General features: G+C 39.2%; 9 protein-coding genes, 1 tRNA gene and 1 rRNA gene. All 11 read left to right on the top strand.

Translation table 11 applies throughout. The features are described 5' to 3' along the window. Positions 1–45 precede the first annotated feature (45 nt). Positions 46–1,671 carry an ATP-binding cassette domain-containing protein gene (locus tag CUU59_RS06060; protein WP_099951078.1) on the top strand — a complete coding sequence of 542 codons (1,626 nt, stop codon included), beginning with the start codon at positions 46–48 and terminating at the stop codon, positions 1,669–1,671. Between the two features lie 205 nt (positions 1,672–1,876). Then, positions 1,877–2,608, top strand: a complete 732-nt coding sequence (locus tag CUU59_RS06055; RefSeq protein ID WP_099951077.1) for a TrmH family RNA methyltransferase — start codon at positions 1,877–1,879, stop codon at positions 2,606–2,608. Continuing rightward, on the top strand, positions 2,609–3,631 hold the full coding sequence (gene pheS / locus CUU59_RS06050) for a phenylalanine--tRNA ligase subunit alpha (protein WP_099951076.1): 1,023 nt from the start codon (positions 2,609–2,611) through the stop codon (positions 3,629–3,631). Between the two features lie 9 nt (positions 3,632–3,640). Then, positions 3,641–6,001 carry a phenylalanine--tRNA ligase subunit beta gene (pheT, locus tag CUU59_RS06045; protein ID WP_099951075.1) on the top strand — a complete coding sequence of 787 codons (2,361 nt, stop codon included), beginning with the start codon at positions 3,641–3,643 and terminating at the stop codon, positions 5,999–6,001. Then, positions 6,001–6,423, top strand: a complete 423-nt coding sequence (locus CUU59_RS06040) for a cell division protein ZapA (protein ID WP_099951074.1) — start codon at positions 6,001–6,003, stop codon at positions 6,421–6,423. The genes pheT and CUU59_RS06040 overlap by 1 nt, the downstream gene beginning before the upstream one ends. Continuing rightward, entirely contained in the window at positions 6,410–8,626 is a 2,217-nt protein-coding gene (locus CUU59_RS06035) for a U32 family peptidase (protein ID WP_099951073.1), read from the top strand. Before CUU59_RS06040 ends, CUU59_RS06035 begins: the two co-directional genes overlap by 14 nt. Next, positions 8,626–10,968: an endonuclease MutS2 gene (locus CUU59_RS06030; protein ID WP_099951072.1), complete on the top strand. Its 2,343-nt coding sequence runs from the start codon at positions 8,626–8,628 to the stop codon at positions 10,966–10,968. The genes CUU59_RS06035 and CUU59_RS06030 overlap by 1 nt, the downstream gene beginning before the upstream one ends. A gap of 9 nt (positions 10,969–10,977) precedes the next feature. Continuing rightward, positions 10,978–12,669: an arginine--tRNA ligase gene (argS, locus tag CUU59_RS06025; protein ID WP_099951071.1), complete on the top strand. Its 1,692-nt coding sequence runs from the start codon at positions 10,978–10,980 to the stop codon at positions 12,667–12,669. Next, a complete protein-coding gene (locus CUU59_RS06020) occupies positions 12,669–13,403 on the top strand; it encodes a hypothetical protein (protein WP_099951070.1) in 735 nt (244 codons plus the stop codon). Before argS ends, CUU59_RS06020 begins: the two co-directional genes overlap by 1 nt. A 332-nt stretch (positions 13,404–13,735) precedes the next feature. Further along, positions 13,736–15,278 (top strand): 16S ribosomal RNA (locus CUU59_RS06015). Positions 15,279–15,445: 167 nt separating this feature from the next. Next, a tRNA-Ile gene (locus tag CUU59_RS06010) sits at positions 15,446–15,522 on the top strand. Positions 15,523–15,563 lie beyond the last annotated feature (41 nt).

Raw genomic sequence — 15,563 nt, 5'->3', positions numbered from 1 at the left:
AGGAATGTTTTTTGTGGGATTATATATTTATTAAGGAGGTTGAAAATGCAGAATGATTTAAAGATGAAGAATGATTTAAAAATAAAAAAGAAAAATATGTTCAAGATTGTAAATAAGTCTGGCTTTATTTTACTATTGGCCTTGTCCTTACTATCTGCAATTTTATTTGTAATTGCGCCAATTACTCTTAATAATACAATTGAAAATGTTGGGACTATTGGGGCCAAGGACATTGCAAAGGTTATCTTGCTCTTGGCAGTAGGATATTTGGTCGACTTTGTTTCTGTATTTACAAAAAACCAATTGGTCCAAGAGTATCATGGCAGGGCTAGCGATTTACTTTATACAGACGTTTTCAAACTAAAATACGACAAGTACATAGAGGAAGGACCAACTGCAATCAGAGAGCTTACTTATAATGCAGCAGAGGCTTATGCTAGTTTTTATTTTGACCTGATCCCAGCCCTCTTAGTAAATGTTGTCACGATTGTAGTAACTATAATAATTGCTTGGAATTTAAACCATATTGCAGCTATTTTAATGTTTATAATCATACCTATACACTACTTTGGATTTAGAGCTCTTAACAGAAAACTTGGAAAACTATCTGTTGGCCTTATGAAGGCGAGCACAGAATCCAATAGGAATATCAATTCAGTCGTGTCACAAGTAGATTTTATTAAGCAAAATGCAGAGAACGAAAGGCTTTTGCCTATACTTTCTGATAATATATTAAAATCAGAAGGCGTCCGCAAAAAGGTGAATTATGTAGCCAATGGGGCTTCGGGTTTACTGATAGGTTTAAATCAAATTATACAAAATCTGACCATAATTTTCCTGGCTGCCCTTGCGCTTAATAATCAGGAGTCATTCGGCGGAGTCGTCTACGTAATATTAGTTTTCCCATATTTTTCAAATGCCATCCGTGGTCTAACATATACTAATCTTGGCCTTGCAGAAGTCAGGGCAGCGGATGAGTTTTTAATGACCTTGATTAATTTTGAAGACCATGATGGCAGCCAAGATATGCCTGAGCATTTGGACAAGATTTCCTTTGACATTAAATCAGTTGATGTAATGGGGAAAAATTTGCTTAAAGATATCAAGATGGAATTTAATAAAGGCGATATTGTGGGCATTATGGGTGAAAGCGGAACAGGCAAGAGCACGCTAGTAAAATTAATAGCCAAGTTCAGAGAGGCTGAGGGGATTTATGTTAATGACATTCCTATCGAGGATATAAAAAACTCGGAATATTTAAAGGCCGTGTCTTATTATTCACAAAATACTCCGATTATTACGGATACTATTTATAACAATTTAAACTTTGGTAGAAAGCCACTTGCAAGAAAAATTTATGAGTCTATGCCGTTTTTATCAAAGTTCAAAAATTTAGATGAGATGATCGTAGAAAATGGAGCAAACTTGTCTGGCGGGGATAAGCAAAGAATTGCCTTATCCAGATATTTTACAGAAGATGCCAAGATTGTAATCCTTGACGAGCCAACATCATCTTTGGACAAGGCAACTGAGACAGAAATTTTGACAGAAGTCTTGAAAAATGTTGACGACAAGATAATATTTATTATAAGCCACAACAAGGACATCATGGATTACTGCAGCCATGTGGTTGAAATTAAAAATAAAACAGTCTATGTAAGTGAGAGGTAGTATGCCTCTCATTTTTATTTGATAAAAATTTTATTGTTTAAAATTAAATTTATCTTGATTTTCAAAATCATTGTATTTTTAAATTTCATTTTTATTTTTAAAAGTTAATTATCCTTGAAAATCAAGTCAATGATTGAATTTATTGGCCGTTAGTAGTATAATATAGCCTATATAAGTATATTTATAATGGTTGATTGGGGGGCTTATGATAAGTTCTTTGAACAATAAAATAGTAAAGGAAATTCGCAAGCTTTCAAACGCTTCTTATGCAAGGAAGTCCGACCACTTTATGGTGGAGGGTTTTACCATGCTGGAGGAGGCTTTGAGGACCGGGGCTGATATAGAGGAGGTCTTGGTTAGCGAGGCTTACGCGGAGGACTTGCTTGAAAATTTTAATATAAGGGGCATGGTCGTGTCGGAAGAAATAATAAAAAAGCTTTCGCAAACTGTGAGTGGACGAGAGTCCATAGCCTTGGTTAAAAAGCGATTTTCAAAAGAGCCTTTGTCGGATTTAATTATTTACCTGGAGGATATTTCTGATCCGGGTAATCTGGGGACTATTATTAGGACTGCAGATGCCTTTGGCATCAAGGACGTAATCACTAGTCACCAGTCGGTTGATTTTTATAATGACAAGGTCGTAAGGAGTTCTATGGGGTCAATTTTCAGAGTAAACTTAAGGTCCATGGACCAGGAAGGTTTGATGTCACTAAAGACAGATGGCTACAAGATTGTGGGGACCCTGCCTCATGGCAAGAGCAAAAAGATTATTACTGGCAAGACCATAGTCGCCTTTGGCAATGAGTCCAAAGGCCTTAGCGATGAGCTGGTTGCAATGTGCGATGATAAATTTACAATACCAATGAGGGGCGATGCCGAGAGTTTGAATCTGGGCGTGGCTGCTGGAATTTTGATGTATATATTTACGGAGGTATAAATGTTAGACAAGTTAATGAATTTAAGAGAAGAGGTAAAAGGAAGACTTGATTCTGCTGATTCAATTCAAAGTATAATTGACACCAAGGTGGAATACCTTGGCAAGAAGGGGAAGCTAACCGATATTTTAAAGGAAATGGGCAAGCTATCCAAAGAAGAGCGTCCAAAGATGGGCAAGGTTGCAAATGAAATCAGAGACTATCTGGAAGAATCCATCGAAGAAAAGATGGCCGAGCTAAAGGAAGCAGAAAAACAAGCTACTATTGAAAAAGAATACTTGGACGTTACAATTCCTAAAAAGCAAAAGGACATTGGCCATCTTCATCCATTAGCTGAAACCAAGAGGCAGCTGGAAGATTTATTCCTCTCAATGGGCTTTAAGGTTTTGGACGGTCCAGAAATTGAAACTGTAGAAAATAACTTTGACCTCCTCAATTCTCCTCTTGATCACCCAAGCCGTGATATGAGCGATACCTTTTATATGGATAAGGACCATGTTTTAAGGAGTCACACATCACCGGTTCAAATTAGGGCTATGAAAGAATATGGTGCTCCGCTAAAGATGATTTCAGCAGGCAGGACCTTTAGGAATGACGAAGTGGACGATACCCACTCACCAATGTTCCACCAAATTGAAGGCCTGGTAGTTGACAAAGATATTTCAATTGCAAATCTTAAGAGCACAATAAAAACTGTTCTCATTGAACTCTTTGGCCAAGAACTGGACACCAGATTTAGGCCCCACTATTTTCCATTTACAGAGCCAAGCTTCGAAGTTGACGTAACTTGCACAAATTGCGGAGGCAAGGGCTGTGAAAAATGCAACGGCACAGGTTGGTCCATGGAACTTTTGGGCTGCGGTATGGTCCACCCAAATGTTTTGAGAAACTGTGGCATTGATCCTGAAGTCTATACGGGTTTTGCCTTTGGCATGGGCTTGGATAGACTTGTTATGGTTAAGCACGATATAAATAATCTAAGACTCCTCTTTGACAACGACAAGAGATTTTTGGATCAATTTTAGGGGGTAGAAATGTTATTATCATTAAACTGGTTAAAGGAATATGTAAATATAGATGAGCCAACAATTGAAATCGCATCAAAACTAAGCGACTCAGGTACTCATGTTGAATCAATCATCAGCCTATCCAGCCATGTAAAGGGCGTGGTGACTGCCAAGATAACAGACATGAGAAAGCACGAAAACGCTGATAAACTTACAGTTTGCGATGTAGATTTTGGCGACAGGAAGGACGTAATTGTAACTGCAGCTACCAATATGAAGGTTGGAGACGTAGTTGGAGTTGCCACTCCTGGAGCAGTCTTAGCTGATGGAACAGAAATTGGTCCACACGACTTCCGCGGAATTGTTTCCAACGGAATGTTTGTAAGCTTCCAAGAGCTTGGCTTTACCAAGGACGTAATTCCAAAGGAAAGCTTGGACGGACTTTTAATTATGCCAGGGGATACAGAGCTTGGCAAGGATATATTTGAAGTTTTAGCCTTAAAAGACGATTCATTGGAACTGGAAATCACACCTAATAGGGCTGACTGCCTAAGCGTATTTTCAATGGCCATTGAAGCTCAAGCAACTTTTGGAATCAAGAGAGAGCCAATTAAGATTCTTGAAAATCCAGATAAAATTGATGAGAAAGTCTTAGATGTAAAAGTGGATACAGATAAGGTCGCAACTTATATTTGCGGTATGGTCGACGGAGTTCAAATTAAGCCAAGCCCCTTGTGGATCAAGACCAGACTTATGGAATCAGGCGTTCGCCCAGTGAACAACATTGTAGACATTACAAATTATGTAATGCTAGAAACAGGCGTACCATTACACGCTTTTGACTTTGACAAGATTTCCAAAGACGGCAGGGCTGACATTGAAGTCACTACAGCCAAGGCCAAGGAAGAAGTTCTCCTACTCGACGATAGCAAGCGCGAGGTTGAAGAAGGCGATATTTTAATAAAAGCTAACGGTGAAATAATTGCTCTAGGAGGAGTAATGGGGGCTGCCAATTCAGAAATTGATGAGACCACCAAGCGCGTAGTCTTTGAAGGAGCTCATTTTGACAAGGCACAAATTAGAAAGACATCAAAGAGACTGGGCCTTTCATCAGAAGCTGCAAGCAGGTTCTCTAAGCCACTTGATAAGACTATGCCAAGGCAGGCTATCAAGAGGGCCCTCTATTTAGCTCAAAGCTTGTACGATTTAAGCGCGGCTTATGAGGAATATAAAATTGAAGAATACGAACCAAAGACAATTGAACTAAGACCTGAAAGGTTAAATAAACTTTTGGGCACAGACTTGTCTACGGCTTATATGCTAGAAAAATTAAATGCTCTTGAAATTCCATCTGAAGAAAAAAATGGCAAGATCATTTCAAGCGTTCCATCCTTTAGGGATGACCTATCAATAGAAGCTGACTTGATTGAAGAAGTCGGCAGGCTTTACGGCTATGGAAATATCGAAGACCAACCAATAAAGTCAGACTTAACTGTTGGCTATGAATCCAAGATGAAGACTTGGACCAACAAAATCCGTCGATTTATGCAAGGTTATGGATATATGGAAACTCTGACCTATTCATTTGTCGGCAAGAAATTATTAGAAGATTGCGGCATGGCAGTTGAAGATGACATGGTTAAGGTTATCAATCCACTTGGAGAAGAATTTTCTATTATGCGCCCAAGTGCTATTCCACACTTTATGGAAATCGCATCCAAAAACTCGCGCAGATTTAATGGCGAGCTAAGATGTTTTGAAATTTCTCCAGTCTTTGCTAAGGACGGAGAAGATTATAAGCAAAGCACAAACCTTACTATTATGCACTCACATTATGGGGACTTCTATGATTTGTCCGAAACTTTAAGAGCAATTTTGAAATTCTTGAAAGTAGAAGACTACAAGATTTCTAGACTTGACTCCAAGACCTTCCACCCAGGCAGGGCAGCTAAGTTAGAATTGGACGGCGAAGTTATTGGAATCTTTGGGGAAATTCATCCAGATGTTTTGGAAAATTTCGGCCTAAAGAAGACCTATATAGCAGATCTTTATTTGGATAAGATTATTGAAAAGATTGTAGAGGTTAACAAGTATGTAGCTCCTGGTAAATTCCCAGTTGTCAGACGTGAGTTTTCATTTGAACTTGAAGACAAGGTTTCCTTTGGCGAAATTAAAGAACAAATTATTTCCAAGGGCTTTGACTATTTGAAGGACATCCTATACTATGATGAATACAAGGATGATAAGCTGGGTGATAAGGTTAGAAGTTTGACTATCCAAGCTGTCATTGGTTCCAAAGATCACACTCTGTCAGAAGAGGAAATAAAAGAAATCACTGACGAACTAATCAGCGATGTAAGCGAAAAATTTGGAGGTAAATTAAGATAATGAAACGCACACAAATTGACATTTACGGTAGAAAATACAATGTCACTAGTGAGTATGAGGACAGGTATATAGACCGTTTGACTCAATATGTAAACTCCAAGATTAAGGAATTGGTTATCAAAAACCCAAGGCTGGACTATGCAGATGCATGTGCCCTTTGCCTCTTGAATGTTGCCGACGATATAGCTAGCATCCAGGATAAACTAAATTCTGTCAATGCCAAGCTTGAGGAAATTCAAGGGACCAAGGACAATTCTGACTTGGAGATTAAAAAGCTCGAAGACCAAATTAAAAACCTAGAAGGCAAAAATGAAGAGCTAGAAAATTTGGTCAGAAAGAGAGACAACGAAATTATTAAACTGAAAATGCAATTGGAAAAAGATTACCAAAACAAGGCGGAGAAAAATATTGACAAAAAATAAGGGAGAACTGCTGGCTCCAGGTGGTGGCTTTGACGAGGTCATAGCTGCTTTTAATGCTGGGGCCGACGCAGTTTATACTGGCCTTAAATCCTATAGTGCCAGAAAACTTGCAAAAAATTTAAGCCTAGATGAGCTAGATTATGTAATAAAATACGCCCATATGATGGATAAAAAGATTTTCTTGGCAATAAACACCATTATGTACGATGGTGAGCTGGAGGATTTGATGGAGACTATCGACCAGATAATCTCCAAGGGGCCAGATGCCATTATTATACAGGACCTGGGTCTTTTTAGCCTGTTAAAAGAGGCTTATCCAGACTTGGAAATGCACGCGTCTACACAGATGACTGCCGATAATTATTACGCTGTAAAAAACTTAAAGGATTTGGGTTTTGAAAGAGTTGTTGTCGCTAGGGAGTTATCCACTGATGAGATAAGGGACATTAAGGAAGATTTAAGTGTTGACTTAGAAGTTTTTATCCACGGGGCTCTTTGCGTTTGCTACTCTGGCGATTGTTATTTTTCATCGGCCATAGGGACCAGGTCAGCCAACAGGGGCGACTGTGCCCAGCCCTGCAGGAAAAGATACAGGCTACTTGTGGATGGAAGACCAACTAATAAGGAAGGTTTTTATCTGTCCATGAAGGATCTGAATTCTTCTTTTGATTTGCCTAAGCTAGTCGGTATAGCTGACTCCTTTAAAATTGAGGGCAGGATGAAGTCCAAGGAGTACGTCTATACTATTACGAAATTTTACAGGGATATCTTGGACGGCGAAAATATTTCTCACGACCAGGAAATGAATGTGACTGATGCCTTTAGCCGAGGCTTTACCAAGGGCTTTTTGTTTGCTGGGGACAAGGATGATTTAATCAATAAAAATTCTCCCAAGCATATAGGCAGCCTGGTTGGTAAAATTATAAAAAAAGGTAAGGATTTTTACATCAGCTTAGATGAAGATTTAAATCCAGGCGATGGCTTAACATTTCCAGATGAAAATGGAAAATCAACTGGGATAAAAGTCGATAAGATTTATAAATCTGGCCAGCAGATTAAATTGGATGAAAAGAGCCAAGAGGGAGCCAAGGTTTACAGGAATTATTCAGCTAGATTATACGATGGCTTAGCAAGAGTAAACGAGCCAAGGAGATTACCCTTGGAGTTTACGGTTTCTGGAAATGTTGGCGAGTCCTTAAAAATAATTGCAAATTCAAATTTTAAATATATAGAATACACTAGCGATTATATTTTGCAAGAGGCCAGGAAGCCGCTTGATAAAGATATAATTATAGACCAACTTTCAAGAGTTGGGGATACATTTTTGGAAACACCGGCGGTTAATATAAACCTGGCGGCTGATGCTTTTGTGCCTAAGTCAGTTTTAAATGACCTCAGGCGGTCGGCTATAGAAAAATTAATTGAAATTCAGCCTATTAAAAAAGCTAAAGACTTTGAGGCAAATAAAGTAATTAATAATAAAAAATCCAAACCGATCCTATGCGCTATAGTTAAAGGTAAGGTTGATTTGGATAAAGATTTTGAATATGTGGCCACTGAATCCATGGATGAGAAAGTTTTTAAATTTTACAAGGATAAGTCTTACAAGACAATCTTAATCACACCGTCTGTGGCGACCAAGGATTATATTGATCAAGTTAGGGACTTTATAAAAAACGGCTTGGTCGACGCTCTTGAAATTAATAACTATGGGCTAATTGACTTGGCTGATGAAATTGATATTCTGGCTGGCGATGGATTAAACATTACTAATTCCTATGCCATTAATTATTTAAGGTCAAAAGGGATAACAAATATAATTCCGTCCAGGGAAATAAGTTTGAAGGAAATCGAAAAGCTGAAGACAAAAACCGATTCGAAATTTATTTTGAAATATTATACCAGGACTGTGTCCATGACAAACAAGGCGGTCCATCCAGACATAAAAACTGAACTTGATCAAAATAAAAGGGTCGAGATTATGGATATAAAAAATGAGATTTTTCCAGTGAAAAAGCATGGAGAAGTTTATAGGATATACAATTCCAAACCACTCTTTATGGGGGAAAGAATAGAAAACATAAATGCGGATATGATTATGATTGAGGTTGATGAAAATCTTGACCAGGTAAAATCATATCTCTTTGACAATAAAGATATAAGCTTTGAATACACAAGGGGACATTACAGAAGGGGAGTTTAATGGAAGGCAAATCTTTAAAGACATTAGAATTCGATAAGATTATGAATATCATTTCAGACTTTGCTGGTAGCGAATACGGCAAGACCTGCATAAAAACTGCCCAGCCCTTTGATAGCCAGCTGGAGATTAAGCTTGCTTTGGATAAGCTTGATGACACGATGAAATTAATTGGCCAGGTCGGAAACTTATATTTCGGTGGCCTGGTTGATTACACGGATTACGTCAAACGGGCAAGCATTGGTGGAATCCTGGGAATTTCATCTCTGTATGATATCCTCCACGCTTTGAAATTGGCCAGCGACCTAAAAAATATTAGTATCGAAGCTAACAAGGCCGGAGAGCTAATAAAGCTAATTACCATTGACCAAAATCTTTTAAAAGACCTGGACAAGGCCATTGTTGATAGAGAAAATCTTTCCAATAATGCCAGTCCGCTTTTGAGGTCTCTCAACAGGAAGAAGATTCAAAAAACTGAAGAGGCTAACGAAAAGCTCAAGTCTTTTGTAAATTCAAAGGCCAATGAAAAGTATTTGCAAGACGCCCTGATAACTGTCCGTGAAGGTAGGTACGTTGTTCCTGTTAAACGCGAGTACAAGGGGATGATTTCTGGTATTACCCACGATGTTAGCTCCAGCGGTGGCACTTATTTTATTGAACCTCAAAGCATTGTAAATATAAATAATGAAATTCGTGAAATCGAAATTCAAATTGATGAAGAAATAAACAGAATACTTAAAGATTTTTCAAATCGAATTGGCAGGGCCAAGGACGAGCTCACCTATAATTTTGAACTAATGACTGAACTCGATATCCTCCATGCCAAGGCCCAGTACGCAATAGAACACGGGCACACAAAACCGATTTTTACAGACGATGGATCCGTGGATATCAGACAAATGTTTCACCCGTTAATAGATCCAGAACTTGTAGTCAAAACTGACATAGAGATGGATTCAGACTTAAAGGTTTTGGTTATCACTGGACCGAACACAGGTGGTAAGACTGTTGTGTTAAAAACGGTTGGAATCATTTCTCTCCTGGCCCAAAGCGGTTGCTTTATACCGGCTTTGGAAGGGTCCAAGATACCGATTTATAAAAACATTTATACTGATATTGGCGATGAGCAATCCATTGAGCAAAGTTTATCGACTTTCTCATCTCATATGGTGAATATTGTAAATATTTTATCTTCCAAGGAAGAAAATTCTCTGTATTTATTTGATGAGCTGGGTGCTGGTACAGACCCAACCGAAGGGGCAGCCCTGGCTATGAGCATCATAGATTCGCTAAGGGAAAAGGATGTAAAAGTCCTCGCCACAACCCACTACGCTGAGCTCAAACTCTATGCCTTAAGCACAGACGGGGTTGTAAATGGAAGTATGGAATTTGATGTTGGAAGTTTGAAGCCGACTTACAGGTTAAATATTGGCCTCCCTGGTCGGTCCAATGCCTTTGAGATTTCAAAGAAACTTGGATTAGCGGATGAATATATCATAAAGGCTGAAGAATATATTAGCGAAAACAATCTAGAATTTGAGAATGTTTTGGCGGAAATAGAAAAAAACAAAGTCTACGCTGAAACTCAAAAAGCTGAATACGAAAGCAAGCTAAAAGAATTTGAAGACCGAGAAAGAAAAAATAAAGAAGAAATTGAAAAGTTAAAAGAAAAAGCCAGAAAAGAACTTGACAAGGCCAATGAAGAGGCCAGGGAAATATATCAAAAGGCCAAGAGAGATTACGAAGAGATAATCAAAGACGCCAACAAGCTTGTCCATAGCATTGATAACAATAGCGCCAGAGAAATCCAAGAAACTCGGACTCATATTAGAAAAAATATTGACAAGTTGCAGAGCGATAATAAAAAACGCCTGCCAAAGTCAAATGTCAGCGCTGAAGATGTTAAAATTGGAAGTACAGTCAAGATTATTTCCATAGATAAGGTCGGTCAGATTGTGGACCTGCCAAACGAAAATGGAGACTTGATCGTTCAGGTTGGAATCTTAAAGGTAAATTCAAACTTAAAGGATATTTATCTCATGGATGCCAAGCCACAGAAGGAAAGAAAAAAATCTTCCTTTAGAAATACCAAGGCCATGGACATTAAGACAGAGATAGACTTGCGCGGAGTCGACACTGAAGAACTCTACGACAGGGTTGATAAGTATTTAGACGATTGCGTTATGAGTGGACTCAAGGAGGCGACTATCGTTCACGGCAAGGGAACGGGAGCTCTCAGAAAGGCAACCCATGAGCTACTCAAAAATCATCCACACGTTAAATCATACAGGTTGGGAGAAGTTGGAGAAGGCGATACAGGCGTGACAGTAGTCACTTTAAAATAGGGAGGAAATATGGATTTTAAAAAGATATTGATAGATAAGTTAAAAGATAAAATTAATTTAAGTGTAGAAGAGCTTGATAAAATTATAGAAGTTCCGCAAGATAGGACCATGGGAGATTTGGCTCTTCCTTGTTTTGCCCTTGCAAAGACTATGAGAAAAGCCCCCCAAGCCATAGCCGAAGAAATCAAAACTTCAATCGACTTTGAACCAGATTTTGAAAAAGTTCAAGCTGTTGGACCTTATCTAAACTTTTTTATTAGCAAAGACCAGCTCAAGGATTCTTTGGTTGAAAGCTTTAAGGCTGATGGCGAAGAATACGGCAAAAGTGACTTTGGCCAAGGCAGACATGTAGTTATCGATTATTCATCTCCTAACATTGCCAAGCCATTTCACATTGGTCACATTAGGAGTACGCTAATTGGAAATGCCATTTACAGGATTGCAAAGAGAATTGGTTTTGATCCAGTGGGAGTAAACCACTTGGGCGATTACGGAACTCAATTTGGCATGCTTATCGCTGCCTACAAGGAATGGGGCGACAAGGATAAAATTGAAAAGAATCCTATTGATGAATTCTTAAAATTATATGTAAGGATGAATAAAGAAATCGAAGAGAATCCTGAAAAGAGAGAAGTTGCTCACGAATGGTTTAAAAAGTTGGAAGAAAAAGATCCAGAGGCGGTCAGCCTTTGGAAGTGGATGAGAGACTTGAGTCTGGAAGAATTTAACGCAGTTTACGACAGACTGGGAATTGAATTTGATTCCTATAATGGCGAAGCCTTTTATCAGGACTTCCTGCCAGAAGTTGTGGAAGAACTCAGGAGCAAAAATCTCTTGACCGAATCAGACGGCTGTGAAATTGTAGAATTCGACGACGGCACAACACCGCTCATCATCACCAAGTCAAATGGAACGACAACTTATGCGACCAGGGACATAGCTACTGCTGAATACAGGTACAGAAATTATGAATTCTACAAAAACCTCTACGTGGTTGCGACTGAACAAAACCTACACTTTAAACAGCTCTTTAAAATGCTGGGTTTAATGGGTTATGAATGGGCCAAGGACTGCGAACACGTTTCATTTGGTATGGTCAGTGTTAAAGACGGAGCTCTTTCAACAAGAAAAGGCAAGGTCTTATATTTGAAGGATGTTATTGATAAGGCTGAAGAAAAGACTTTAGAAATTATAAACGAAAGAAATCCTGAACTTGAAAATAAAGAAGATGTGGCCAGACAAGTTGGCATTGGCGCAATTAAATTCCAAGAGCTTTACAACCAAAGGATTAAAGACTATGTCTTCGATTGGGATAGGACTTTATCATTCGACGGTGAGACTGGACCCTATGTTCAATACACTTACGCCAGAGCAAATAGTGTAATAGAAAAATCTGGATCCAAGGCTTCTTTTGATGATATTAAGAGTGAATATCTAAATGACGATGAAGTCGTTTTGATGAAAGAAATTTATAAATTGCCAAATGTAATTATGGATGCCTTTGGAAAGTTCGAGCCATATTTAGTTTCCAGACAAATAATGGAAATTGTCAAAGAATACAATCGCTACTATTACAACAATCAAATTAACACCGATGATGAAGGGCTAACCAAGCACAGATTGGGAATTTCACTCATGGCAAAAACTGCCATTAAATCTGGAGTAAGTTTGCTTGGCATGGAAACACCGGAGAAGATGTAATGCGGGATTTAAAATACGTATTTTCAAAAACTATCAAGGATACGGCCCAGGCTTTAAAGAATAATGGTCTAACCTTTATTCTTTTGTGTGGATTAGTAAGTTTTTTAAGCTCGCTTGCTTCTGTATTTTTTGCAAGTGGATTAATAGCAAACCTAGGTTATATAATCAATTACTTTATTCAAATCTTACTCTTATCAGTACTAGCCAAGATAATGAATAATATGGTGGTTGCAAATAGAATTCCAAACAGGGACTTCAAATACTATTTGGAACACTACTTTATAAATATTATGAACACCTTCTTCGTAATATATATAATAGAACTTATTTATCAATTTGCTTCTTATTATATAATATATGGGGTATCAAAATTAGACCTAACTAAATCCAGGATTCTTTCGGTGACTTTATTATTTATAATAGAAGAAATGATACTAGGATCATGGTTTGAGGCAGTGTATGTAGATGACATTGGAGGGCTTGCAGCAATAAAAAGGGCTCTTAACTTTATAAAAGATAACTTCATACCGTGGACACTTATATCCGTGCCGTATTTATTATTGAAGACGTTAAGCGGCGGATATCTAAATGGATTCTTAACTATCCCTATGTGGGCGAGAGTACTGACCTCAATACTGATGCCAGTCTTTATGCTCTTAAGAGGTAAGACCTATCTACTGCTTAGCAGGTCGACAAAACGAAAGAGAAAGTTCATGATGGAATATGAAAATTAAAAGGTGCTTAAGAGGCATCTTTTTTTATAAAAAATAAAAATATTTTTAAAATAATTTATCAAAAGAATAATACAAAAACGCTAGAGGCAAGGAAGCAAGGGAGATGCAGGGAATAAAAATAAAATAAAATAAATTGTAAAAAACCCTTGACAAAGACAAAAAACGATGGTATACTATACAAGTCAGCTCAAGAGAGCACCGACAAGAACCTAAACAAAGGAATATAAGTGAAAAGAAGTCATGAATTTACAACCCGTAAATTCTAAACAAAGTGAAACAGAACACTTAATAAAACTGTAAATAATTTAGAGCCAGATTAAAAGCTCAAGACTTTACTTGAGAGTTTGATCCTGGCTCAGGACGAACGCTGGCGGCGTGCTTAACACATGCAAGTCGAACGATGAAGAAGAGAAACGCGAACTTCGGTTCAAATTTCACTTCGGATTAGTGGCAGACGGGTGAGTAACGCGTGAGCAACCTACCTCTTACAAAGGGATAGCCTCGGGAAACCGTGATTAATACCATATGACACATTCATAAGGCATCTTAAGAATGTTAAAGCTACGGCGGTAAGAGATGGGCTCGCGTCCCATTAGCTAGTTGGTGAGGTAACGGCCCACCAAGGCAACGATGGGTAACCGGCCTGAGAGGGTGAACGGTCACATTGGAACTGAGACACGGTCCAAACTCCTACGGGAGGCAGCAGTGGGGAATATTGCACAATGGAGGGAACTCTGATGCAGCGACGCCGCGTGAGCGATGAAGGAATTCGTTTCGTAAAGCTCTGTTCTATGGGAAGAAAAGGACTGTACCATAGGAGAAAGCCCCGGCTAAATACGTGCCAGCAGCCGCGGTAATACGTATGGGGCGAGCGTTGTCCGGAATTATTGGGCGTAAAGGGTACGCAGGCGGTTTACCAAGTTGGATGTGAAATCTTGTAGCTCAACTACAAACGTGCATCCAAAACTGGCTAACTTGAGTTAAGGAGAGGTAAGTGGAATTCCTGGTGTAGCGGTGGAATGCGTAGATATCAGGAGGAATACCGGTGGCGAAGGCGACTTACTGGACTTATACTGACGCTGAGGTACGAAAGCGTGGGGAGCAAACAGGATTAGATACCCTGGTAGTCCACGCCGTAAACGATGAGTGCTAGGTGTCGGGGGTCAAACCTCGGTGCCGACGTTAACACATTAAGCACTCCGCCTGGGGAGTACGTGCGCAAGCATGAAACTCAAAGGAATTGACGGGGACCCGCACAAGCAGCGGAGCATGTGGTTTAATTCGTGGCTACGCGAAGAACCTTACCAGGGCTTGACATATATATGAGGGGACATAGAGATATGAAACCAGTAAGAGCTTGCTCTTAACATATATACAGGTGGTGCATGGTTGTCGTCAGCTCGTGTCGTGAGATGTTGGGTTAAGTCCCGCAACGAGCGCAACCCTTGCATATAGTTACTAACAGATCATGCTGAGGACTCTATATGGACTGCCGATGATAAATCGGAGGAAGGTGGGGATGACGTCAAATCATCATGCCCTTTATGTCCTGGGCTACACACGTGCTACAATGGTCGGTACAAAGAGCAGCGAAATGGTGACATCAAGCGAATCTCAAAAAGCCGATCCCAGTTCGGATTGTACTCTGCAACTCGAGTACATGAAGTCGGAGTTGCTAGTAATCGTAGATCAGAATGCTACGGTGAATGCGTTCCCGGGTCTTGTACACACCGCCCGTCACACCATGGAAGTTGGCAATACCCGAAGCCGATGGCCTAACCTTTAAGGGAGGAGTCGTCGAAGGTAGGGTCAATGACTGGGGTGAAGTCGTAACAAGGTAGCCGTATCGGAAGGTGCGGCTGGATCACCTCCTTTCTAAGGAGTATACTTCTTTTCACTTATACATTTAGGTCTTAATTTAATAACCAAAAAGCTTCTTTATGAATATCTTACAATCTTATTCATTATGACTAAAGTAAGAAGCATAAATGCGAGGCTACTAAATAATAAATTTGCTATTTAAAATAGTTTTCCTATAATATGGACCTGTAGCTCAGCTGGTTAGAGCGCACGCCTGATAAGCGTGAGGTCGGTGGTTCGAGTCCACCCAGGTCCACCATTAAATATATTTGACAAAAACGTACAAATAAGTTATAATAG

The sequence above is a fragment of the Ezakiella peruensis genome, from assembly GCF_900215725.1.
Taxonomy (GTDB): domain Bacteria; phylum Bacillota; class Clostridia; order Tissierellales; family Peptoniphilaceae; genus Ezakiella; species Ezakiella peruensis.
This window is presented reverse-complemented; position numbering and strand designations above follow the sequence as displayed.

Excerpts from the sequence above, each read along its gene's own strand:
- CUU59_RS06060 (WP_099951078.1), top strand. The coding sequence starts at position 46 with ATGCAGAATGATTTAAAGATGAAGAATGATTTAAAAATAAAAAAGAAA.
- CUU59_RS06055 (WP_099951077.1), top strand. The coding sequence starts at position 1,877 with ATGATAAGTTCTTTGAACAATAAAATAGTAAAGGAAATTCGCAAGCTT.
- pheS (WP_099951076.1), top strand. The coding sequence starts at position 2,609 with ATGTTAGACAAGTTAATGAATTTAAGAGAAGAGGTAAAAGGAAGACTT.
- pheT (WP_099951075.1), top strand. The coding sequence starts at position 3,641 with ATGTTATTATCATTAAACTGGTTAAAGGAATATGTAAATATAGATGAG.
- CUU59_RS06040 (WP_099951074.1), top strand. The coding sequence starts at position 6,001 with ATGAAACGCACACAAATTGACATTTACGGTAGAAAATACAATGTCACT.
- CUU59_RS06030 (WP_099951072.1), top strand. The coding sequence starts at position 8,626 with ATGGAAGGCAAATCTTTAAAGACATTAGAATTCGATAAGATTATGAAT.
- argS (WP_099951071.1), top strand. The coding sequence starts at position 10,978 with ATGGATTTTAAAAAGATATTGATAGATAAGTTAAAAGATAAAATTAAT.
- CUU59_RS06020 (WP_099951070.1), top strand. The coding sequence starts at position 12,669 with ATGCGGGATTTAAAATACGTATTTTCAAAAACTATCAAGGATACGGCC.